This is a genomic window from Catellatospora coxensis, assembly GCF_016862635.1.
GTDB classification, from domain to species: domain Bacteria; phylum Actinomycetota; class Actinomycetes; order Mycobacteriales; family Micromonosporaceae; genus Catellatospora; species Catellatospora coxensis.
Map to the genome: position 1 here is coordinate 1 of NZ_BONI01000079.1, position 15,498 is coordinate 15,498.

The 15,498-nt window shown below is 71.7% G+C and carries 14 protein-coding genes and 1 pseudogene; 6 read left to right on the forward strand and 9 right to left on the reverse strand.

Annotation, left to right across the window (positions count from 1 at the left end; all coding sequences use genetic code 11):
• The 6 genes from Cco03nite_RS33660 to Cco03nite_RS33685 form a co-directional block, all read right to left on the reverse strand.
• On the reverse strand, nt 1-779 hold a 779-nt coding region (locus Cco03nite_RS33660; RefSeq protein ID WP_203697809.1), incomplete at its 3' end, for an alpha/beta hydrolase.
• Between the two features lie 98 nt (nt 780-877).
• The gene (locus tag Cco03nite_RS33665; protein ID WP_203697810.1) at nt 878-1,495 is read right to left on the reverse strand and encodes a hypothetical protein; all 618 of its coding nucleotides are present in this window, start codon (nt 1,493-1,495) and stop codon (nt 878-880) included.
• Between the two features lie 74 nt (nt 1,496-1,569).
• Nucleotides 1,570-1,968: a DUF3263 domain-containing protein gene (locus Cco03nite_RS33670; RefSeq protein ID WP_203697811.1), complete on the reverse strand. Its 399-nt coding sequence runs from the start codon at nt 1,966-1,968 to the stop codon at nt 1,570-1,572.
• 155 nt (nt 1,969-2,123) lie between these two features.
• Nucleotides 2,124-3,110, reverse strand: a complete 987-nt coding sequence (locus Cco03nite_RS33675; RefSeq protein ID WP_203697812.1) for an ABC transporter permease subunit — start codon at nt 3,108-3,110, stop codon at nt 2,124-2,126.
• A 64-nt stretch (nt 3,111-3,174) separates the two neighbouring features.
• Entirely contained in the window at nt 3,175-4,167 is a 993-nt protein-coding gene (locus Cco03nite_RS33680; RefSeq protein ID WP_203697813.1) for an ABC transporter ATP-binding protein, read from the reverse strand.
• A 213-nt stretch (nt 4,168-4,380) separates the two neighbouring features.
• On the reverse strand, nt 4,381-5,166 hold the full coding sequence (locus Cco03nite_RS33685; protein WP_203697815.1) for a DeoR/GlpR family DNA-binding transcription regulator: 786 nt from the start codon (nt 5,164-5,166) through the stop codon (nt 4,381-4,383).
• A 188-nt stretch (nt 5,167-5,354) separates the two neighbouring features.
• Here Cco03nite_RS33685 and Cco03nite_RS33690 point away from each other — a divergent pair, with 188 nt between their 5' ends.
• From Cco03nite_RS33690 to Cco03nite_RS33710, 5 genes are all read left to right on the forward strand, one after another.
• Nucleotides 5,355-6,230, forward strand: coding sequence for an SIS domain-containing protein (locus Cco03nite_RS33690; protein ID WP_203697817.1), 876 nt, complete (start codon nt 5,355-5,357; stop codon nt 6,228-6,230).
• Between the two features lie 209 nt (nt 6,231-6,439).
• Complete coding sequence (locus Cco03nite_RS33695; protein ID WP_203697819.1) at nt 6,440-7,381, forward strand: ROK family protein; 942 nt, start codon at nt 6,440-6,442, stop codon at nt 7,379-7,381.
• A 64-nt stretch (nt 7,382-7,445) separates the two neighbouring features.
• A complete protein-coding gene (nagA, locus tag Cco03nite_RS33700; RefSeq protein WP_203697821.1) occupies nt 7,446-8,552 on the forward strand; it encodes an N-acetylglucosamine-6-phosphate deacetylase in 1,107 nt (368 codons plus the stop codon).
• Nucleotides 8,552-9,397, forward strand: a complete 846-nt coding sequence (locus Cco03nite_RS33705) for a class II fructose-bisphosphate aldolase (RefSeq protein ID WP_203697823.1) — start codon at nt 8,552-8,554, stop codon at nt 9,395-9,397. Before nagA ends, Cco03nite_RS33705 begins: the two co-directional genes overlap by 1 nt.
• A 99-nt stretch (nt 9,398-9,496) precedes the next feature.
• Nucleotides 9,497-10,357, forward strand: coding sequence for a 1-aminocyclopropane-1-carboxylate deaminase/D-cysteine desulfhydrase (locus Cco03nite_RS33710; RefSeq protein ID WP_239167878.1), 861 nt, complete (start codon nt 9,497-9,499; stop codon nt 10,355-10,357).
• A 22-nt stretch (nt 10,358-10,379) separates the two neighbouring features.
• Here the strand turns inward: Cco03nite_RS33710 and Cco03nite_RS33715 are convergent, their stop codons facing one another.
• The 3 genes from Cco03nite_RS33715 to Cco03nite_RS33725 all read right to left on the reverse strand — a co-directional run bounded on the left by Cco03nite_RS33715 (nt 10,380) and on the right by Cco03nite_RS33725 (nt 13,934).
• Nucleotides 10,380-11,597 carry an APC family permease gene (locus tag Cco03nite_RS33715; RefSeq protein WP_203697866.1) on the reverse strand — a complete coding sequence of 406 codons (1,218 nt, stop codon included), beginning with the start codon at nt 11,595-11,597 and terminating at the stop codon, nt 10,380-10,382.
• Nucleotides 11,598-11,763: 166 nt separating this feature from the next.
• Nucleotides 11,764-12,438 (reverse strand): phosphatase PAP2 family protein, encoded by a 675-nt coding sequence (locus Cco03nite_RS33720; protein ID WP_203697827.1) that lies wholly within the window; start codon nt 12,436-12,438, stop codon nt 11,764-11,766.
• Between the two features lie 158 nt (nt 12,439-12,596).
• Nucleotides 12,597-13,934: a trypsin-like serine peptidase gene (locus Cco03nite_RS33725; RefSeq protein ID WP_203697829.1), complete on the reverse strand. Its 1,338-nt coding sequence runs from the start codon at nt 13,932-13,934 to the stop codon at nt 12,597-12,599.
• Between the two features lie 122 nt (nt 13,935-14,056).
• Between Cco03nite_RS33725 and Cco03nite_RS33730 the strand changes: the two are divergent.
• A pseudogene (locus Cco03nite_RS33730) lies at nt 14,057-15,262 on the forward strand (DUF4032 domain-containing protein); the annotation flags it as partial.
• Nucleotides 15,263-15,498 lie beyond the last annotated feature (236 nt).

Below are 15,498 nucleotides of genomic sequence, written 5' to 3' on the forward strand. Positions count from 1 at the left end.
CTCGCCGGCCCGCCGTCGCCCGGTGCCCCGCCGCTCGCGCCGTCACCCGGCGCACCGCCGTCCAGGCCGAGCGACTCCAGGCCGCCCCCGGCACCGCCGCCGCGCCCGCCGGACAGGCCGGAGCTGAAGAACACGCCCGCCCAGGCCTGCTTGAACACGCCGTCGTCGGTGGTGGCCGCGGACTGCGCGAACAGCGACTTGCCGAGGTCGTTCCACGTGATCATCGGGACGATCGCGTCGACCCGCTTGTCCTGCGCCGCGAGCAGCAGCGACAGCGCGCCGCCGTACGAGCCGCCGAGCACGCCGACCCGCGGGTCGCCGGCGGCGTCGAGCTGGATGTCGTCGCGCTTGGCGAGGTGGTCCAGCAGCCGCTGGGCGTCGCGGACCTCGTAGTCCGGGGAGTTCAGGTGGATCTGCCCGGTGCTCGCGCCGAAGCCCTGCGCGGTCCAGGTGAGCACCGCGTACCCGAGCCCGGCCAGATCCTGCGCGTCGAGGGCGACGCTCTCCTTGGTGCCGCCGAACCCGTGGGCCAGCAGCAGCGCCGGCACCTTGTTCCCGGCGGACGCGCCGTCGGGCAGGTAGAGCCGGGTGTCGAGGGTGACGTCGGAGTCCCCGAGCGGGCCGGTGCGCACCGACACCCGCTCGTCCACCGTGCGGTAGCCGGGGTCGGCGGGCCAGACCGCCCAGGTCGCCAGGCCGGCCAGCAGGACCACGCCGACGCCTCCGGCGATCCACCGTCTGTTGAGCTTTGCCCGTACCCGGGCCGCGAGCGCGCGCATGACCGCCACAGTACGGCGAGTCACCCGGGGACCCATCGGGGACAACCCCCACGCAAGCTGAGAGTTCTTTCAGCCGGCGTGTGGGTGGCCTCCAGGTTTCAGCAGCCCTCGCCCTCGGTGTAGCGGAACTCCAGCGTCTCGGCGTCGCCCGCCTCGATGCCCGTGAGCACCCCGGCCTTGGAGAACCGGAAGAACAGCGTGTTCTTGCCGCTGTCGACCGACAGCGCCTTCTCGCCGTTCGGGCCGGGCAGCTCCTTGGCCCCGGCGTACATCGCCTTGACCTCGGCGAGCTTCGCGCCCACCTGTGCCCCGGCCGCGGTCTGGTGCGACTTGCCGTCGGTGCTGAACCACAGCAGCTCGCCGTTGTAGAAGATCACCGCGACGTCGGCGTACTCGCCGCTGCCGAAGCCCGCGACCCAGCCGGGGCAGCCCGCGGTGCTCTGCTTCTTGGTGACCAGCTTGCCCGCGTCGGCCTTGGCCAGCGCGAGGCCGATGACGTACGGCCCGTACCCGCCCGCGGTGATGAAGCCCTTCTCCGCCTTCGGACTCGGGCTCGGCGCGGGGGCGGCGCTGCTCGGGGCGGCCGACGGGCCGAGCGAGGTGACGGCCGTCGGCGCGGCGGCGGGGGTGCCGCCCTTGCCGCAGGCGGCGGTGCCGAAGGCGGCCAACGCGGCCACCACCAGGAGCGGGACGGAACGGCGGAGGATCGATCGCATGTCCGGCAGGGTGTCAGCGACGGATCACGAAACGATCAAGAGATCGTGAAGCTGACAGCCGCGAACTGCGCCGGTCAGCGGGCGCTGCGGGTGCGGGCCCGGCTGCCGCGCAGCCGCCGCAGGCGGCCGACGAGCACCGGGTCGTACGCCAGCGCGGCCGGGTCGTCGAGCAGCGCGTTCAGCAGCTGGTAGTAACGCGTCGCGGAGACCTCGAACTGGTCGCGGATCGCCTGCTCCTTGGCCCCGGCGTGCCGCCACCAGCGCTGCTCGAAGGCGAGGATGTGCCGGTCGCGCTCGGAGAGCGCCTCCTCCTCGGTGCCCACGGCCGCCGCGGGCAGGTCGGAGTCGACCTCGTCGTCGCGCTCGGCCGGCGAGGTGAGCTCGACAACCGGCTCACGCCGGGGAATCGGGACCAGGGGCAGCTCTTCGAGGTCGCTGCCGTCGGCTCGCGAACGCTGTCTGATCTGCTCCATTTTGTCCCCTCCCCGCGGGCCACGTCCCACGAGTCTAGGTGCGCTGTCGTGATCAACGAAAGATCTGTGATCAGGGTTGCTGTGCCACAAAAGCGACCGGGCGGCCGGGGTGTTCGGATACCCCGGCCGCCCGGCCGTATGCCTGTCGCCGTGAGTCAGCTGATGTCGCGGCGGCGCATCTGCCAGAAGGCGAACGCGAGCACCACCACGACCAGGCCCAGCGCGATCGAACCGCTGTCCTGCCAGGTGATCAGCAGCTCCGGCGGGTTGCAGTTGCCCGCGTTGTCGCAGACCGTCTCCGGCGAGCTGTAGTCCATCAGCTTCATCTCTTTGTTCATCCAGGCGAAGATGTGCACCGGGACCAGGTACTGCTCCCAGAACTGCACCCGGATCATCTGGAACAGGATGGTCAGACCGACCTGCCCGACGATCACCACGGCCAGTGCCGCGCCCAGCGCGAGACCGGTGTGCCGGCCGATCGAGGCCAGCCCGAAGCCGAGCGCCGCGAACGCCAGGATCATGCCCAGCCCGCGCAGCGCGGTCAGGCCGAACGACTGCCACACCCCCGGGGTCAGCCCCTCGGTGGTGCCGCGCAGCTCACCCGCCGCCCACAGGATGCCGGTCCAGACACCCAGCGCCAGGATGGACAGCGCGGCCACCGACAGCAGCAGCACGCCCAGCTTGGTGCCGAGCACCTTCATCCGTTTCGGCTGCCAGGTCAGCAGGTTCATCATGGCCCCGGAGGCCCACTCGGCCCCGACGAACGACGCCCCCAGCAGGAAGGCCACCATCGCCATGATCGCGGCCCAGACCAGGAACAGCTCGCCGTACTGCGCCTTGAAGTCGAACGACGGCGGCATGAAGTCCTCGGCCCGGAAGTCGGTCCGCTGCGGTCCGGTCCAGCCGTCGTCGGGGCACTTCTCGCCGCACTCGCGCTTGTACTGCTCGTAGTAGCGGACCTGCTCCTGGTACATCGCCTCGGCCGCCGCCTCGCCCCTGGCGCGCGCCTCGGGGGTGGGCTTGGAGTGGAACGCGAACAGGATCGACGCGATCGTCACCAGCAGCAGCAGGCCGATCGGGAAGACCCAGCGGGTCAGCCGGCGCTTGAAGAACCGCCGCCGCTCAGCACGTACCAGGCTCATGCCTTCTCCTCGCTACGCTCGTCGGCGGCATGTCCGAGCCTGCTGAATCGCTCGCAAAGCTCGCTCATGAGTTCACCCCGCTCTGTGGCGTGAGCTCCGGCCGCACACTCTGATCGACCGAGCGGACCTGGCCGGGCACCGGGGCGGTGCCGGTCAGCTCCAGGAACACGCTTTCGAGGTCCGCGGTGACCGGGGTCAGCTCGCTGACGTACAGCTGGCGCTCCGCCAGCAGCCGCGCGATCAGCGCCGGCTTGTCCACCCCGGACAGGGTGAGGTGGTCGGCGTTCGCCTGCAGCTGGAAACCCGCCGCGATCAGCACCTGGGCGGCGGCGGACAGGTCCGCGGGCGTCTCCAGGGCGACCTTCACCTGGCCGGACGAGTGCGCCTGCAGCACCTCGGCGACCGGGCCGGCCGCGACCCGGCGGCCCAGCGAGATGATGGTGACGCTGTCGCAGATCAGCTGGATCTCGCCGAGGATGTGGCTGGACAGCACCACGGTCATGCCCCCGGCCGACAGCGTGGCCATCATGTCGCGCATCTCGCGGATGCCGCCCGGGTCCAGGCCGTTGGCGGGCTCGTCGAGGATCAGCAGCTTCGGCTGCTTGAGCAGCGCCGACGCGACGGCCAGCCGCTGCTTCATGCCCAGCGAGTACGTCTTGACGCGCTCCTTGGCCCGCTCGCGCAGGCCGACCAGCTCCAGCGCCCAGTCGACGCGCTCCTTGGGCAGGCTGCCCGCGTCGGCCAGCAGGGACAGCGTGTCGCGCGCGGTGAAGTGGGCGAAGAACTGCGGGCTCTCCACGATCGCGCCGACCTGGCCGACCACGCTGGGCAGGTGCCGCGGCAGCTCGTGACCGAGGATGCGCATCTCGCCGCTGTCCGGCTTGATCAGACCGAGCAGCGTACGCAGGGTGGTGGTCTTGCCGGAGCCGTTCGGGCCCAGGAAGCCGTGTACCTGCCCGGCCTCCACATACATCTCGAAGCCGTCCAGCGCCCGACGAGGGCCACCCCGGGCTCGGTACGTCTTACGCAGGCCTTGGATCTCCAAGACAGCGGTCACGGGCGACCTCCTAGGTATTCAGTGACCCCCGCACCCTACGGCGTATGCACCCCCCACGCAGCCCTGATCTCCCCCGATTCTTCACAACCCCACCCCGTACCGCACCGGTCACCGAAGGTCATCCGATTTGCCTGGCACCTGGGCGAATGCAGCCTCAAGATACGCACACCTGCCAGGCAAGTCCGACGATCAGCGGGACGCGGCGGGCGACGGTCAGGCGACGATGACGTTGAGGCCGGCGTCGCGGAAGGCGGAGACGGCGGCGGGGTCGGCGTTGGAGTCGGTGACCAGGGTTTCGATGCGCTCGACCGGGCAGATGCGGGCGAACGCGTGGCTGCCCAGCTTGGACGAGTCCGCGATGATCGCCACCCGCTTGGCGCGGGCCACCATCAGCGAGTTCATCGCCGCCTCGCCCTCGTGGTGGGCGGCCGCGCCGAGGGACACGTCGATCGCGTTGACACCGAGCAGCACCAGGTCCAGGGTGACCTCGCGCAGGATGCCGCCACCGAGCGGGCCGACCAGCTCGAACGACTGCGGGCGCACCACGCCGCCGGTCACCACGATCTTCATCCGGGAGCGGACCAGCAGCTCGTTGGCGATGTTGAGCGCGTTGGTGACGACGGTGAGCTGCGCGCCCTCGGAGACCGAGTTCAACTCGGGGCGTACGGCCAGGGCGCGGGCGACCTCGGTGGTGGTGGTGCCGCCGTTGAGGCCGACGACCATGCCGGGCTGCACCAGCGCGGCCGCGGCGGCGCCGATGCGCTGCTTCTCGGCCGAGTGCTTGGCGGTCTTGTAGCGCAGCGGCAGGTCGTAGGAGACGCCGCTGGCGACGGCCCCGCCCCGGGTACGCGTGATCATCTGCTGCTGGGCGAGCTGGTCGAAGTCGCGGCGGATGGTGGCCTGGGAGACGTCGAGCCGCTCGGCGGCCTCCTCGACGGTCACCCGGCCCGAATCGGTGAGCAGTTCCAGCAGCGCGTTCCAGCGGGCGTACCGGTCCACCGAGCCTCCGTTTGCGCGATTTATGAGCGGATGCGTGCACACTAGTGCGCGAAACCCGCCCATGCAACGCGATGTGCTGCGCGTATGTGACTCTTGAGTTGCCATCGCCCCAGGCGTCGCGCAGAATAGCGCGCGAAAACCCTTACTTTCGAGCCGTTACGCGCACGCCTGCTTGGAGGGCCCACCCCATGACGTACGTCGCCGAAGAGATCGACAGCCAGCCTGAGCTCTGGCGACGGGCCGCGGCACAGGCCGCCGAGGCGACCGGGGCACTGCCCCGGCCCGGCGAGCGTGTCGCCGTCGTCGGCTGCGGCACCTCCTGGTTCATGGCGATGGCGTACGCCGCGCTGCGCGAGTCCGCCGGCCAGGGCGAGACCGACGCCTTCGCGGGCAGCGAGTTCCCGATCGACCGCCCGTACGACCGGATCATCGCGATCACCAGGTCCGGCACCACCACCGAGGTCCTCGACATCCTGCGCAAGGCCGGTGACCGGTCCACGGTGCTGGTCGGCGACGTCGACACCCCGGCCGTGACCCTGGCCCGCGACGTGATCGCGCTGCCCTGGGCCGACGAGCGCTCCGTGGTGCAGACCCGCTTCGCGACCAGCGCGCTCACGCTGCTGCGCGCCTCGCTCGGCGAGGACCTGGCCAAGGCCGCCGACGACGCGCGGCGCGCGCTCGCACTGCCGCTGCCGCTCGACCCGGCGACCATCGAGCAGGTCACCTTCGTCGGCCGGGGCTGGACCAACGGCCTGGCCCAGGAGGCCGCGCTCAAGTGCCGCGAGGCGGCGACGTTCTGGACCGAGGCGTACCCGGCGATGGACTTCCGGCACGGCCCCATCTCGATCAGCACCACCGGCCGCGCGGTCTGGGCCTTCGGCGCGGTCCCGCCCGGCCTGCGCGAGGACGTCGAGGCGACCGGTGCGACCTTCGTGCACGACCCGTCGATCGACCCGGTCGCACACCTGATCGTCGCCCAGCGCTTCGCGGTCGCCCTGGCCGAGCACAAGGGCCTCGACCCCGACACCCCGCGCCACCTGACCCGCTCGGTAGTGCTGTCATGACTGGTATGAGCGAGCTTGCGAGCGAATCAGCAGGCATCAGTGATGCCGCCGACGAGCGCGGCGAGGAGAAGGCATGAGCGAGCTACGCGAGCGAATCAGCAGGCTCGGTGATGCCGCCGACGAGCGCAGCGAGGAGAAGGCATGAGCGAGCTACGCGAGCGAATCAGCAGGCTCGGTGATGCCGCCGACGAGCGCAGCGAGGAGAAGGCATGACCTCGCACCAACCTGACGACGTCGTCGTCTCCATCGACGTTGGCGGCACCGGGATGAAGTGCGCCCTGGTCGACGTCGCCCACCGGGTACGCCACACCGAGCGCCACGCCACCGGCCGCGAGCGCGGGCCGCAGGCGGTGCTCGGCACCATCCTCGACGTCGCCGCGGGACTGGCCGCGACCGCCGCCGAGCGCGGCTGGCGGCCCGTCGGCGCGGGCGTCGTCGTGCCGGGCATCGTCGACGAGGCCAACGGCATCGCGACGTACTCCTCGAACATCGGTTTCCGGGACGTGCCGCTGCGCCGCGAGATCGCCGACCGGACCGGCCTGCCGACCGCGGTCGGCCACGACGTGCGGGCCAGCGGCCTGGCCGAGGCTCGGCTGGGCGCGGGCCGTGGCCGTAAGCACGTGCTGGTGGTGCCGATCGGCACCGGGATCGCCGCCGCGCACGTCGTCGACGGCACGGTCATGGCGGGCGCGCACGGCGCGGCCGGGGAGATCGGCCACATCGTGGTACGCCCCGGCGGCCCGCTGTGCGGCTGCGGCCTGCGCGGCTGCCTGGAGGCGCTCGCCTCGGCCAGCGCCGTCGAGCGCCGCTACACCGAACTCGCCGGCAGCCCCGCCACCGCGGCCCAGGTCGCCGCTCGGCTGAACACCGACCCCCACGCCGACCAGGTATGGGCGGAGACCGTCGACGCGCTGGCCGACGGGCTGCTCACCGGCCAGGCCCTGTACGACCCGGAACTGGTCGTCATCGGCGGCGGCCTGGCCGAGTCCGGCGAGACTCTGCTCGCCCCGCTACGCGACGCGCTGGGCAAGAAGGTCACCTTCCACCGCGTACCCGAGATCGTGCGCGCCGAACTGGGCGACGAGTCCGGCGCCCTCGGCGCGGCCCTGATCGCCCTGGACCTGCTCGAACGTACCGAGGAGAAGGCATGAGCGAGCATCGCGAGCGAATCAGCGGGCTCGGACATGCCGCCGACGAGCGCAGCGAGGAGAAGGCATGAGCGAGCATCGCGAGCGAATCAGCGGGCGGATCGTCACACCTGAGGGTGTGGTCGAGGGCTCCCTCCATCTGAACGGCGATCGCATCGCCTCCATCGAACCCGGCACCGCGGCCCCGGACCGGTGGATCCTGCCCGGGTTCGTGGACATCCACAACCACGGTGGCGGCGGGTTCACCTTCACCACCGGCGACGCCGCGGCGGCCCGGCAGGCGGCCGCGTTCCACCTGGGCCACGGCACGACCACGCTGCTGGCGAGCCTGGTCTCGTCGCCGTTCGAGCTGATGCGCGACGCGGTGCTGGCGTACGCGCCGCTGGTGGCCGAGGGTGTGCTGGCCGGCGTGCACTTCGAGGGGCCGTACCTGTCGCACGCGCGCTGCGGCGCGCAGAACCCGGAGTTCCTGCGCGACCCGTCGCTCGACGAGCTGACCGAGATCATCAAGCTCGCCGACGGCGTGCTGCGCATGGTCACCATCGCGCCGGAGCGGCCGGGCGCGCTCGACGCGATCCGGCTGCTGGCCGAGCACGGCGTGGTGGCCGCGGTCGGGCACACCGACGGGTCGTACGCCGAGGTCATGGCCGCGGTCGAGGCCGGCGCGACGGTCGGCACGCACCTGTTCAACGGCATGCGCCCGGTGCACCACCGCGAGCCGGGCCCGATCGTGGCGCTGCTGGACTCCCCCACCGTCGTCTGTGAACTGGTCGCCGACGGCGTACACCTGCACGACGGCACCCTGGCCTTCGCCGCGCACAGCGCGGGCAGCGCTCGGGCCGCCCTGATCACCGACGCGATGACCGCGGCGGGTATGCCCGACGGCGAGTACGACCTGGGCGGCCTGGCCGTCACCGTCGCCGACCGGGTGGCTCGGCTGGCCAGCGGCAGCATCGCCGGCAGCACGCTGACCATGGACGCCGCGGTGCGCCAGGCGCTCGGCGCGGGCCTGCCGATCACGGATGTGGCGGCGATGGCCGCGACCACCCCGGCCCGGGTCCTCGGCCTGGCCGGCGAGCTGGGCGCGCTGCGCTCCGGCCTGCGCGCCGACCTGGTCGAACTGGACGCCGACCTGGGCGTCGTCCGCGTCATGAAGTCGGGAGTGTGGAACTGATGGCCCTGGTCCCCACCGGGAAGCTGGTCGCCGAGGCGGCCGTCGGCGGCACCGGCGTCGCCGCGTTCAACGTCATCACCCTGGAGCACGCCGAGGCGATCACCGCCGGGGCGGCCGCCGCGGGCCGGCCGGTGATCCTGCAGATCAGCGAGAACGCGGTGAAGTTCCACGGCGGGCAGCTCGGCCCGATCACCGCCGCCGCGCGCGCGGTCGCCGAGCTGGCCTCGGTCGACGTGGCGCTGCACCTGGACCACGTGGAGTCGGTGGCGCTGCTGAGGCAGGCGCCCGAGCACGGCTTCTCGTCGGTCATGTTCGACGCCTCGACCCTGCCGTACGCGGAGAACGTGGCCGCGACCAGGGCGGCGGCGGAGTTCTGCCACGAGCACGGGCTGTGGCTGGAGAGCGAGCTGGGCACCGTCGGCGGCAAGGACGGCGCACCGCCGCTCGGCGCGCACGCCCCCGGCGCGCGCACGGATCCCGCCGAGGCGGCCGCGTACGTCGCCGAGACCGGAGTGGACGCGCTCGCCGTCGCGGTCGGCTCCTCCCACGCGATGACCAGCCGTGACGCCGCCCTCGACCACGATCTGATCGCCGCCCTGAAGAACGCCGTCACCGTCCCCCTGGTGCTGCACGGCTCCTCCGGCGTAGGCGACGCCGAACTGCGCCGCGCGGTCACCGGCGGTCTCGTGAAAATCAACATCGGCACAGCCCTCAACATCGCCGCGACCGGCGCCGTCCGCGAGATCCTCTCCACCGACCCGAAACTCGTGGACCCCCGCAAGTACCTCCGCCCCGCCCGCGACGCCATGTCCGCCACCGTCCGACACTTCCTCACCCTGCTCTGACCCCCTCGGAGCGGCGATCTTGCACGGGCGTCCCCCACGACACGGATGAATCGGTCACGGAAGGGGCCACTCGTGCAAGATCGCCGCATTGAGCCGATCGTGGAAGAGCTGCGGGACGGGCGGCTCGACCGGGTCGGGGTGACGATGCTGTTGGTCCGCGACGACCTGGTTGACCCGGAGCTACCCGGCAACAAGGCGCGGAAGCTGAAGTACAACCTGGTGGAAGCGCGGGAGCAGGGGTTCGGGACGCTGTTGACGTTCGGCGGGGCGTACTCCAACCATCTGCGCGCGGTCGCCGCAGCCGGCCGCCGCCACGGGTTCCGGACCATCGGCATCGTGCGCGGCGAGGAGCACCTGCCGCTCAACCCGTCCCTGGCGTACGCCGCCGATCAGGGCATGATCCTGTCCTACCTGGACCGGGACACCTACCGCCGCAAGCACACCGATGCCGTGCTCGCCGAGCTGAAGCCGACCTGGGGCGACTGCTACGTGATCCCCGAGGGCGGCAGCAACGCCCTCGCCGTGCGCGGCTGCGCCGAACTGCCCGGCGCGATCGATGCCGAGTACGACTTGCTGTGCTGCCCGGTCGGCACCGGCGGCACCCTGGCCGGGATCGCGGGCGGCCTGACCGGCGATCGGCGGGCACTCGGGATCGCCGTGTTGAAAGGCGCACGCTTCCTGGTCGACGAGGTGACCGAGTTGCAACGCCAGGCCTTCGGCGCGCCCACGGCCAACTGGCGGATCGAGCTGGATCACCACTTCGGCGGGTACGCCAAGCGCACCCCGCAGCTCGACGCGTTCGTCGCCGACTTCCACCGCCGCCACGGCCTCGCCCTGGACCCGGTCTACACCGGCAAGCTGCTCGCCGCCCTCTTCGACCTCGCCGAACAGGGCGTCTTCCTCCGGGGCACCCGCCTCGCCGCGGTCATCACCGGCTCCGCACCGGCTCCGGTCGCCTAGCGGCGGGACCGCGCGCTGCCCGTCAGCCCTTGCGGCGCGCGACCGCGTACGCGAGCACGCCGAGCGCGAGCATTCCCGCCCCGGCCAGCACCGTCGGCTCGGGCAGGGTCATCGCGAGCACGATGCAGCCGATCAGCCCGAGCGCCGCCACCGCGCGCAGGTGCTTCGGTCCGCCCAGGCTCCACGCGGCCGCGTTGGTGATCGCGTAGTAGGTCAGCACCGCCACGCTGGAGAAGCCGATCGCGCCGCGCACGTCCGCCGCCAGCACCACCCCGATGATCACCACGGCGACGGCCAGCTCGGCCAGCCACGGGGTCGCGTACCGGGCGTGCACCGCGGACAGGCGGGACGGCAGGTCGCTGCGCCGGGCCATGGCCAGGATCGTCCGGCCGACCCCGGCCAGCAGGCTGAGCAGCACCCCGCACACCGCGATGCCCGCCCCGATCCGCACGACCGGGACCAGGCCGGGCACACCGGCGGCGGCGACCACGTCGGCCAGCGGCGCGGTCGATCGCGCCAGCGCGGGCATCCCGAGCACGGACAGGCAGACCAGCGCGACGGCCAGGTAGACGGCCAGCACCACCCCGAGCGCCACCGGCACGGCCCGCGGGATGGTGCGCTCCGGGTCGCGGACCTCCTCGCCGAGCGTGGCGATCCGGGCGTACCCGGCGAACGCGAAGAACAGCAGCCCCGCCGCCTCGAACGGCCCCGCCGGACCGGCGGCCCCGGCTTCGGCCACCCCGCCGCCCCACAGCCCGACCCCGACGGCCGTGACCAGCACGAGCAGGGTGATCGCGACGAGCACCCGGGTCGCGGCGGCCGTCTTCGTGACCCCCCGGATGTTGATCAGCGTGAGCACCACGACCGCCGCGACCGCCACCGGCCGGGCGTATCCGGGCCACAGGTAGTACCCGATCGTCAGCGCCATCGCCGCGCAGCTGGCCGTCTTGCCGATGACGAACGCCCAGCCCGCCAGGAACCCGGTGAACGCCCCGAGCTGCTCGCGCCCGTACACGTAGGTGCCGCCGGACTCGGGATACCGCGCCGCCAGCCGCGCCGACCCGGTCGCGTTGCACGCCGCCACCACCGCCGCGATGAGCAGCGCCAGCATCAGCGCGCCACCGGTTCCCGCAGCGGCGGCCGCCGGCCCCCACACCACGAACACACCGGCGCCGAGCATCGCCCCCAGCCCGATGACGACGGCGTCGCCGAACCCCAGCCGCCGCGCCAACGTCGAGATCACGCCCGCAGGCTAGCCCGCCCACATTGAATAAAGGAAGGGCACCTTGCAAACCCTATGTGTATAGGAAGGGCACCTTGTTAACCTTCGGCCCGCTGAGCGCGAGGTCAGCACGCTGGGCGTGCGGCCGACGGCGCGAACGCGGCAGCCTCCGGGCGCGGCGGAATCAGCGGGCCGGCGGCAGGATCGCGTTCCAGTCGATCCGGTGGATGATCCGGTCCAGCAGCAGGCCCAGGGCCAGCGCGGCCAGCCCGTCGGTGACCCAGTGGTGCGACAGGTACGTCGTCGTGCACAGCACGATCACCGGCGGCGCGACCCGCATCCAGCGCACCAGCGTCGGCGGCAGCCGCCACAGCCGCGAGGCCAGGATCACGATGATCCCCCACCACACGATCGCGTTGACCACGTGCCCGGACGGGTACGAGTTCGAGTACGCCACCGCCAGCGGGTTGAACAGCTCCACCGCGTTGGGCAGCGAACTGCTCGGCGCGTCCCGGTGCGTCCACAGCTTCAGCGGCCCGATGGTGAGGTACGTGAGCAGGAAACCCGTCACCCCGGGCAGCAGCACCCGCCAGTCCCGGGTACGCACGAGCAGCGTCACCGTCAGCGAGCCCGTGATGATCCACATCACCAGCCAGCCCTGCCCGAGGTAGTTCAGCGCCCGCGCGACGGTGTGCGCCCAGCCGGGCTGCTGGCTCTGCACCCAGTCGCGTACGCCCAGGTCGAGCCCTTCGGTCGCGCCACGCGCCGCCAGCAGCGTGATCAGCGCCAGCACCGCCACCAGGACGACGTCCCACCACCAGCTGTCGAACCGGCTCAGCCGCCGCGTCGGAATCCGCACCGGCCCACTATGCCTGACCGACCCCGCGACCCGGCATACCTGCACCAACCCTCCACAAGATCACCACAGCGCCACCCCCAACAAACGATCATGAACTTATGGCACGGACTCGCCGTCGAGCCGTGCCATAAGTTCATGATCAACCCGAAAGAAGGCGGTCAGAGCAGGGTGCCGAGCTTTTTGGCGATGAGTTCCATGCGGACGCCGGAGTTGGGGCAGCCGCCGAAGTGGTGCAGGGCGATGACCTTGTTGGTGCGGCGGGACAGGACCGGCGAGCCGGACGAGCCGCCCTCGGTGTCGCAGTAGTAGGAGATGTCGGTGTCGTCGGCGTAGCCGTCGTAGTCGCTGCTCTCCACTGCGCAGTTGCCGGCCCGGTCGCGGTCGCTGCTGATCGCCACCATCGCCGGCGCGCCCGCCGGGTGCTGCGGGATGTAGAGCTCCTCGCCCTTGGCGGGGCGGCGCAGATCCAGCTCCAGGTAGCCGAACTTCTCCACCAGCGGGAAGTCGGTCACCGAGAACAGGCTGAAGTCCAGCGTCTTGTCCGTGGTGATCAGCTCGCTCAGCCACACCTTGGTCGGCCGGAACACGTCGTACCCGCCGCACTCGGCGCACTGGTAGTTGAACCACACCTCGACGTCGCTGGTCTCGCTCTTGTCGGCGACGCAGTGGTTGTTGGTCAGCAGCAGGTTGCGCGGCCCGACCCGCCACGCGGTGCACAGCTCGACGCCGCCGATCAGCATCCGGGCCACGGCCTTCGCGCGCCGGTAGACCACCGGCTCGGTGGTGCGGTAGCAGACCGCGTCGGCCTTCTGGTCGGAGCCGCAGATGGTCTCCTCCCGGCCCGTGCCCGCCTGCGCCCGCTTCGCCTTCTGGTACGACTCGGACGCCGCGGCCCGCTCGGCCTCGGTGTGCCCGCGGCTCACCTGGTCGATCACCACGCCGAGCCGGGCCACGGCGCCGCCCAGCCCGAGCAGGTCGAGGTTCGAGCTGTGCAGCTCGACCAGGGCGGTGTCCCCGGTCACGGACATCGCCCAGCGGCCGGCGCTGCCGAGCACCGAGCCGACCGCGTCGCCGTCGATGCGGTGCACCTCGGTGCGCTTCGGGTCGCTGACCGTCAGGTAGTCGCCGGGCAGCAGCAGCAGCTGCGAGAAGTGCACCTTGACGTACTCGGCCCCGGGGTAGTGCAGCGTCGTGCTGCGGTCCGCGCCGAGGTAGCCGAGCACCGCGTGCGCGGACTCGACCCGGCCCGCCTCGGCCCGCCCGGTCCGGTTCGGGGTCGCGTCCTCGCCGCCCTTCGCGGTGACCGGGGCGACGGCCCCGGCACCGGCCGACGGCACGGCCGCCTGCTCGGCGTCCTGCACCGCGGTGATCATCGATCGGGCGTCGTCCGGCCGTACGGCGGGCGGGGCTCCCTCACCGAGCACCGCGGCGCCTGCGGCCGAGGTGAGCGCCAACACGGCAGAGATTCCCATCACCAGCGCGACCGTACGGCGCATGCGACCAGCCTCCTGAACGACTCCGGACAAGCTCCCTACGTGCAACGACGCAGCACTGTGGCCGGTGCCTCGGCCGAAAAGAGGATTCGCGGCAGCTGTACGCGAATCCGTAGGCTGTTCGCGTGCGGATCACCTCGGCCCTCGTAGACCCAGCCCTGATCGATCTACCCTGGTCAACTCCACTGGAGGAGTGGCCGGCCGACCACCTGGTCGCGCTGCCCCAGGGCATCTCCCGGCACGTGGTCCGCTTCGTCAAACTCCAGGGCACCGTGTACGCGGTGAAGGAGACCCGCGAGAAGATCGCCGAGCGGGAGTACGACCTGCTCCGCGCCCTCGAACGGATCGACGCCCCGGCCGTCGAGGCGGTCGCGATCGTCGCCGACCGGATCGCCGCCGACGGCGAGCACCTCGAACCGGTGCTGGTCACCCGGCACCTGAAGTTCTCCCTGCCGTACCGGGCGCTGTTCTCGCACACGCTGCGCCCCGACACCATGAACCGGCTGCTGGACGCGCTCGCCGCGCTGCTGGTGCGCATGCATCTGCTCGGCTTCTTCTGGGGCGACTGCTCGCTGTCCAACACCCTGTTCCGCCGCGACGCGGGCGCGTTCGCCGCGTACCTCGTCGACGCCGAGACCGGCCAGCTGCACCTGCGGCTGTCCCCCGGCCAGCGCGGCGAGGACCTGGAGATCGCCCGGACCAACATCTTCGGCGAGGCGCTGGACCTGCAGGCCGCGGGCCTGCTGCACGAGGGCATCGACCCGGAGCACGTCTCCGACGAGGTGGTGCGCCGCTACGAGACGCTGTGGCACGAGCTGACCCACGAGCAGGCCGTCGAGACCGACACCCGCCGCCAGATGGACAAGCGCATCCGCCGCCTCAACGAACTCGGCTTCGACGTCGAGGAGGTGGCGATGTCCGTCGTCGAGGAGGGCGGGCACCGCAGCATCATGCTGCGCCCGAAGGTCGTCGACGCCGGCCACCACACCCGCCGCCTGCTCCGCCTGACCGGGCTCGACGCCGAGGAGAACCAGGCGCGCGCGCTGCTCAACGACCTCGACGCGTACCGGGCCGAGTCCGAGGACCTGCCCGACGAGGCCCAGGCCGCGCACCGCTGGCTGACCGAGGTGTTCGAGCCGGTGATCCGTGCCGTGCCGCCGCACCTGCGCGGCAAGCTGGAGCCACCGGAGCTGTTCGTGCAGATCATCGAGCACCGCTGGACGCTGAGCGAGAACGCGGGCCGCGACGTCGGCCTCGCCCCCGCGGTCCAGTCGTTCCTCAACAACGTGCTGGTGCACCGCCCGGACGAGCAGGCCGTCCTCGGCTACGACCCCGACGAGGAACCCGACCCCGACCTCATCCCCGACGACGACATCGCCGAGGACGACGACCTCGCCGCCCGCTGACCGCTCACGTCGACGACGCCTACCCGCTCGCCGCCCCACCCGTCATCGACGTTGGCCTATCACATCGAATCCGAGTCGCGATTTTTCGATGTGATAGGCCAACGTCTATTCAACTCGGGTGGGTGACAACGCTGGGCGATCGACAAAACCGCAGGTAGCGT

Coding starts and splice junctions, on each gene's coding strand:
- Cco03nite_RS33665 (WP_203697810.1), bottom strand. CDS start 1,495: ATGCGATCGATCCTCCGCCGTTCCGTCCCGCTCCTGGTGGTGGCCGCG.
- Cco03nite_RS33670 (WP_203697811.1), bottom strand. CDS start 1,968: ATGGAGCAGATCAGACAGCGTTCGCGAGCCGACGGCAGCGACCTCGAA.
- Cco03nite_RS33675 (WP_203697812.1), bottom strand. CDS start 3,110: ATGAGCCTGGTACGTGCTGAGCGGCGGCGGTTCTTCAAGCGCCGGCTG.
- Cco03nite_RS33690 (WP_203697817.1), top strand. CDS start 5,355: ATGACGTACGTCGCCGAAGAGATCGACAGCCAGCCTGAGCTCTGGCGA.
- Cco03nite_RS33695 (WP_203697819.1), top strand. CDS start 6,440: ATGACCTCGCACCAACCTGACGACGTCGTCGTCTCCATCGACGTTGGC.
- nagA (WP_203697821.1), top strand. CDS start 7,446: ATGAGCGAGCATCGCGAGCGAATCAGCGGGCGGATCGTCACACCTGAG.
- Cco03nite_RS33705 (WP_203697823.1), top strand. CDS start 8,552: ATGGCCCTGGTCCCCACCGGGAAGCTGGTCGCCGAGGCGGCCGTCGGC.
- Cco03nite_RS33725 (WP_203697829.1), bottom strand. CDS start 13,934: ATGCGCCGTACGGTCGCGCTGGTGATGGGAATCTCTGCCGTGTTGGCG.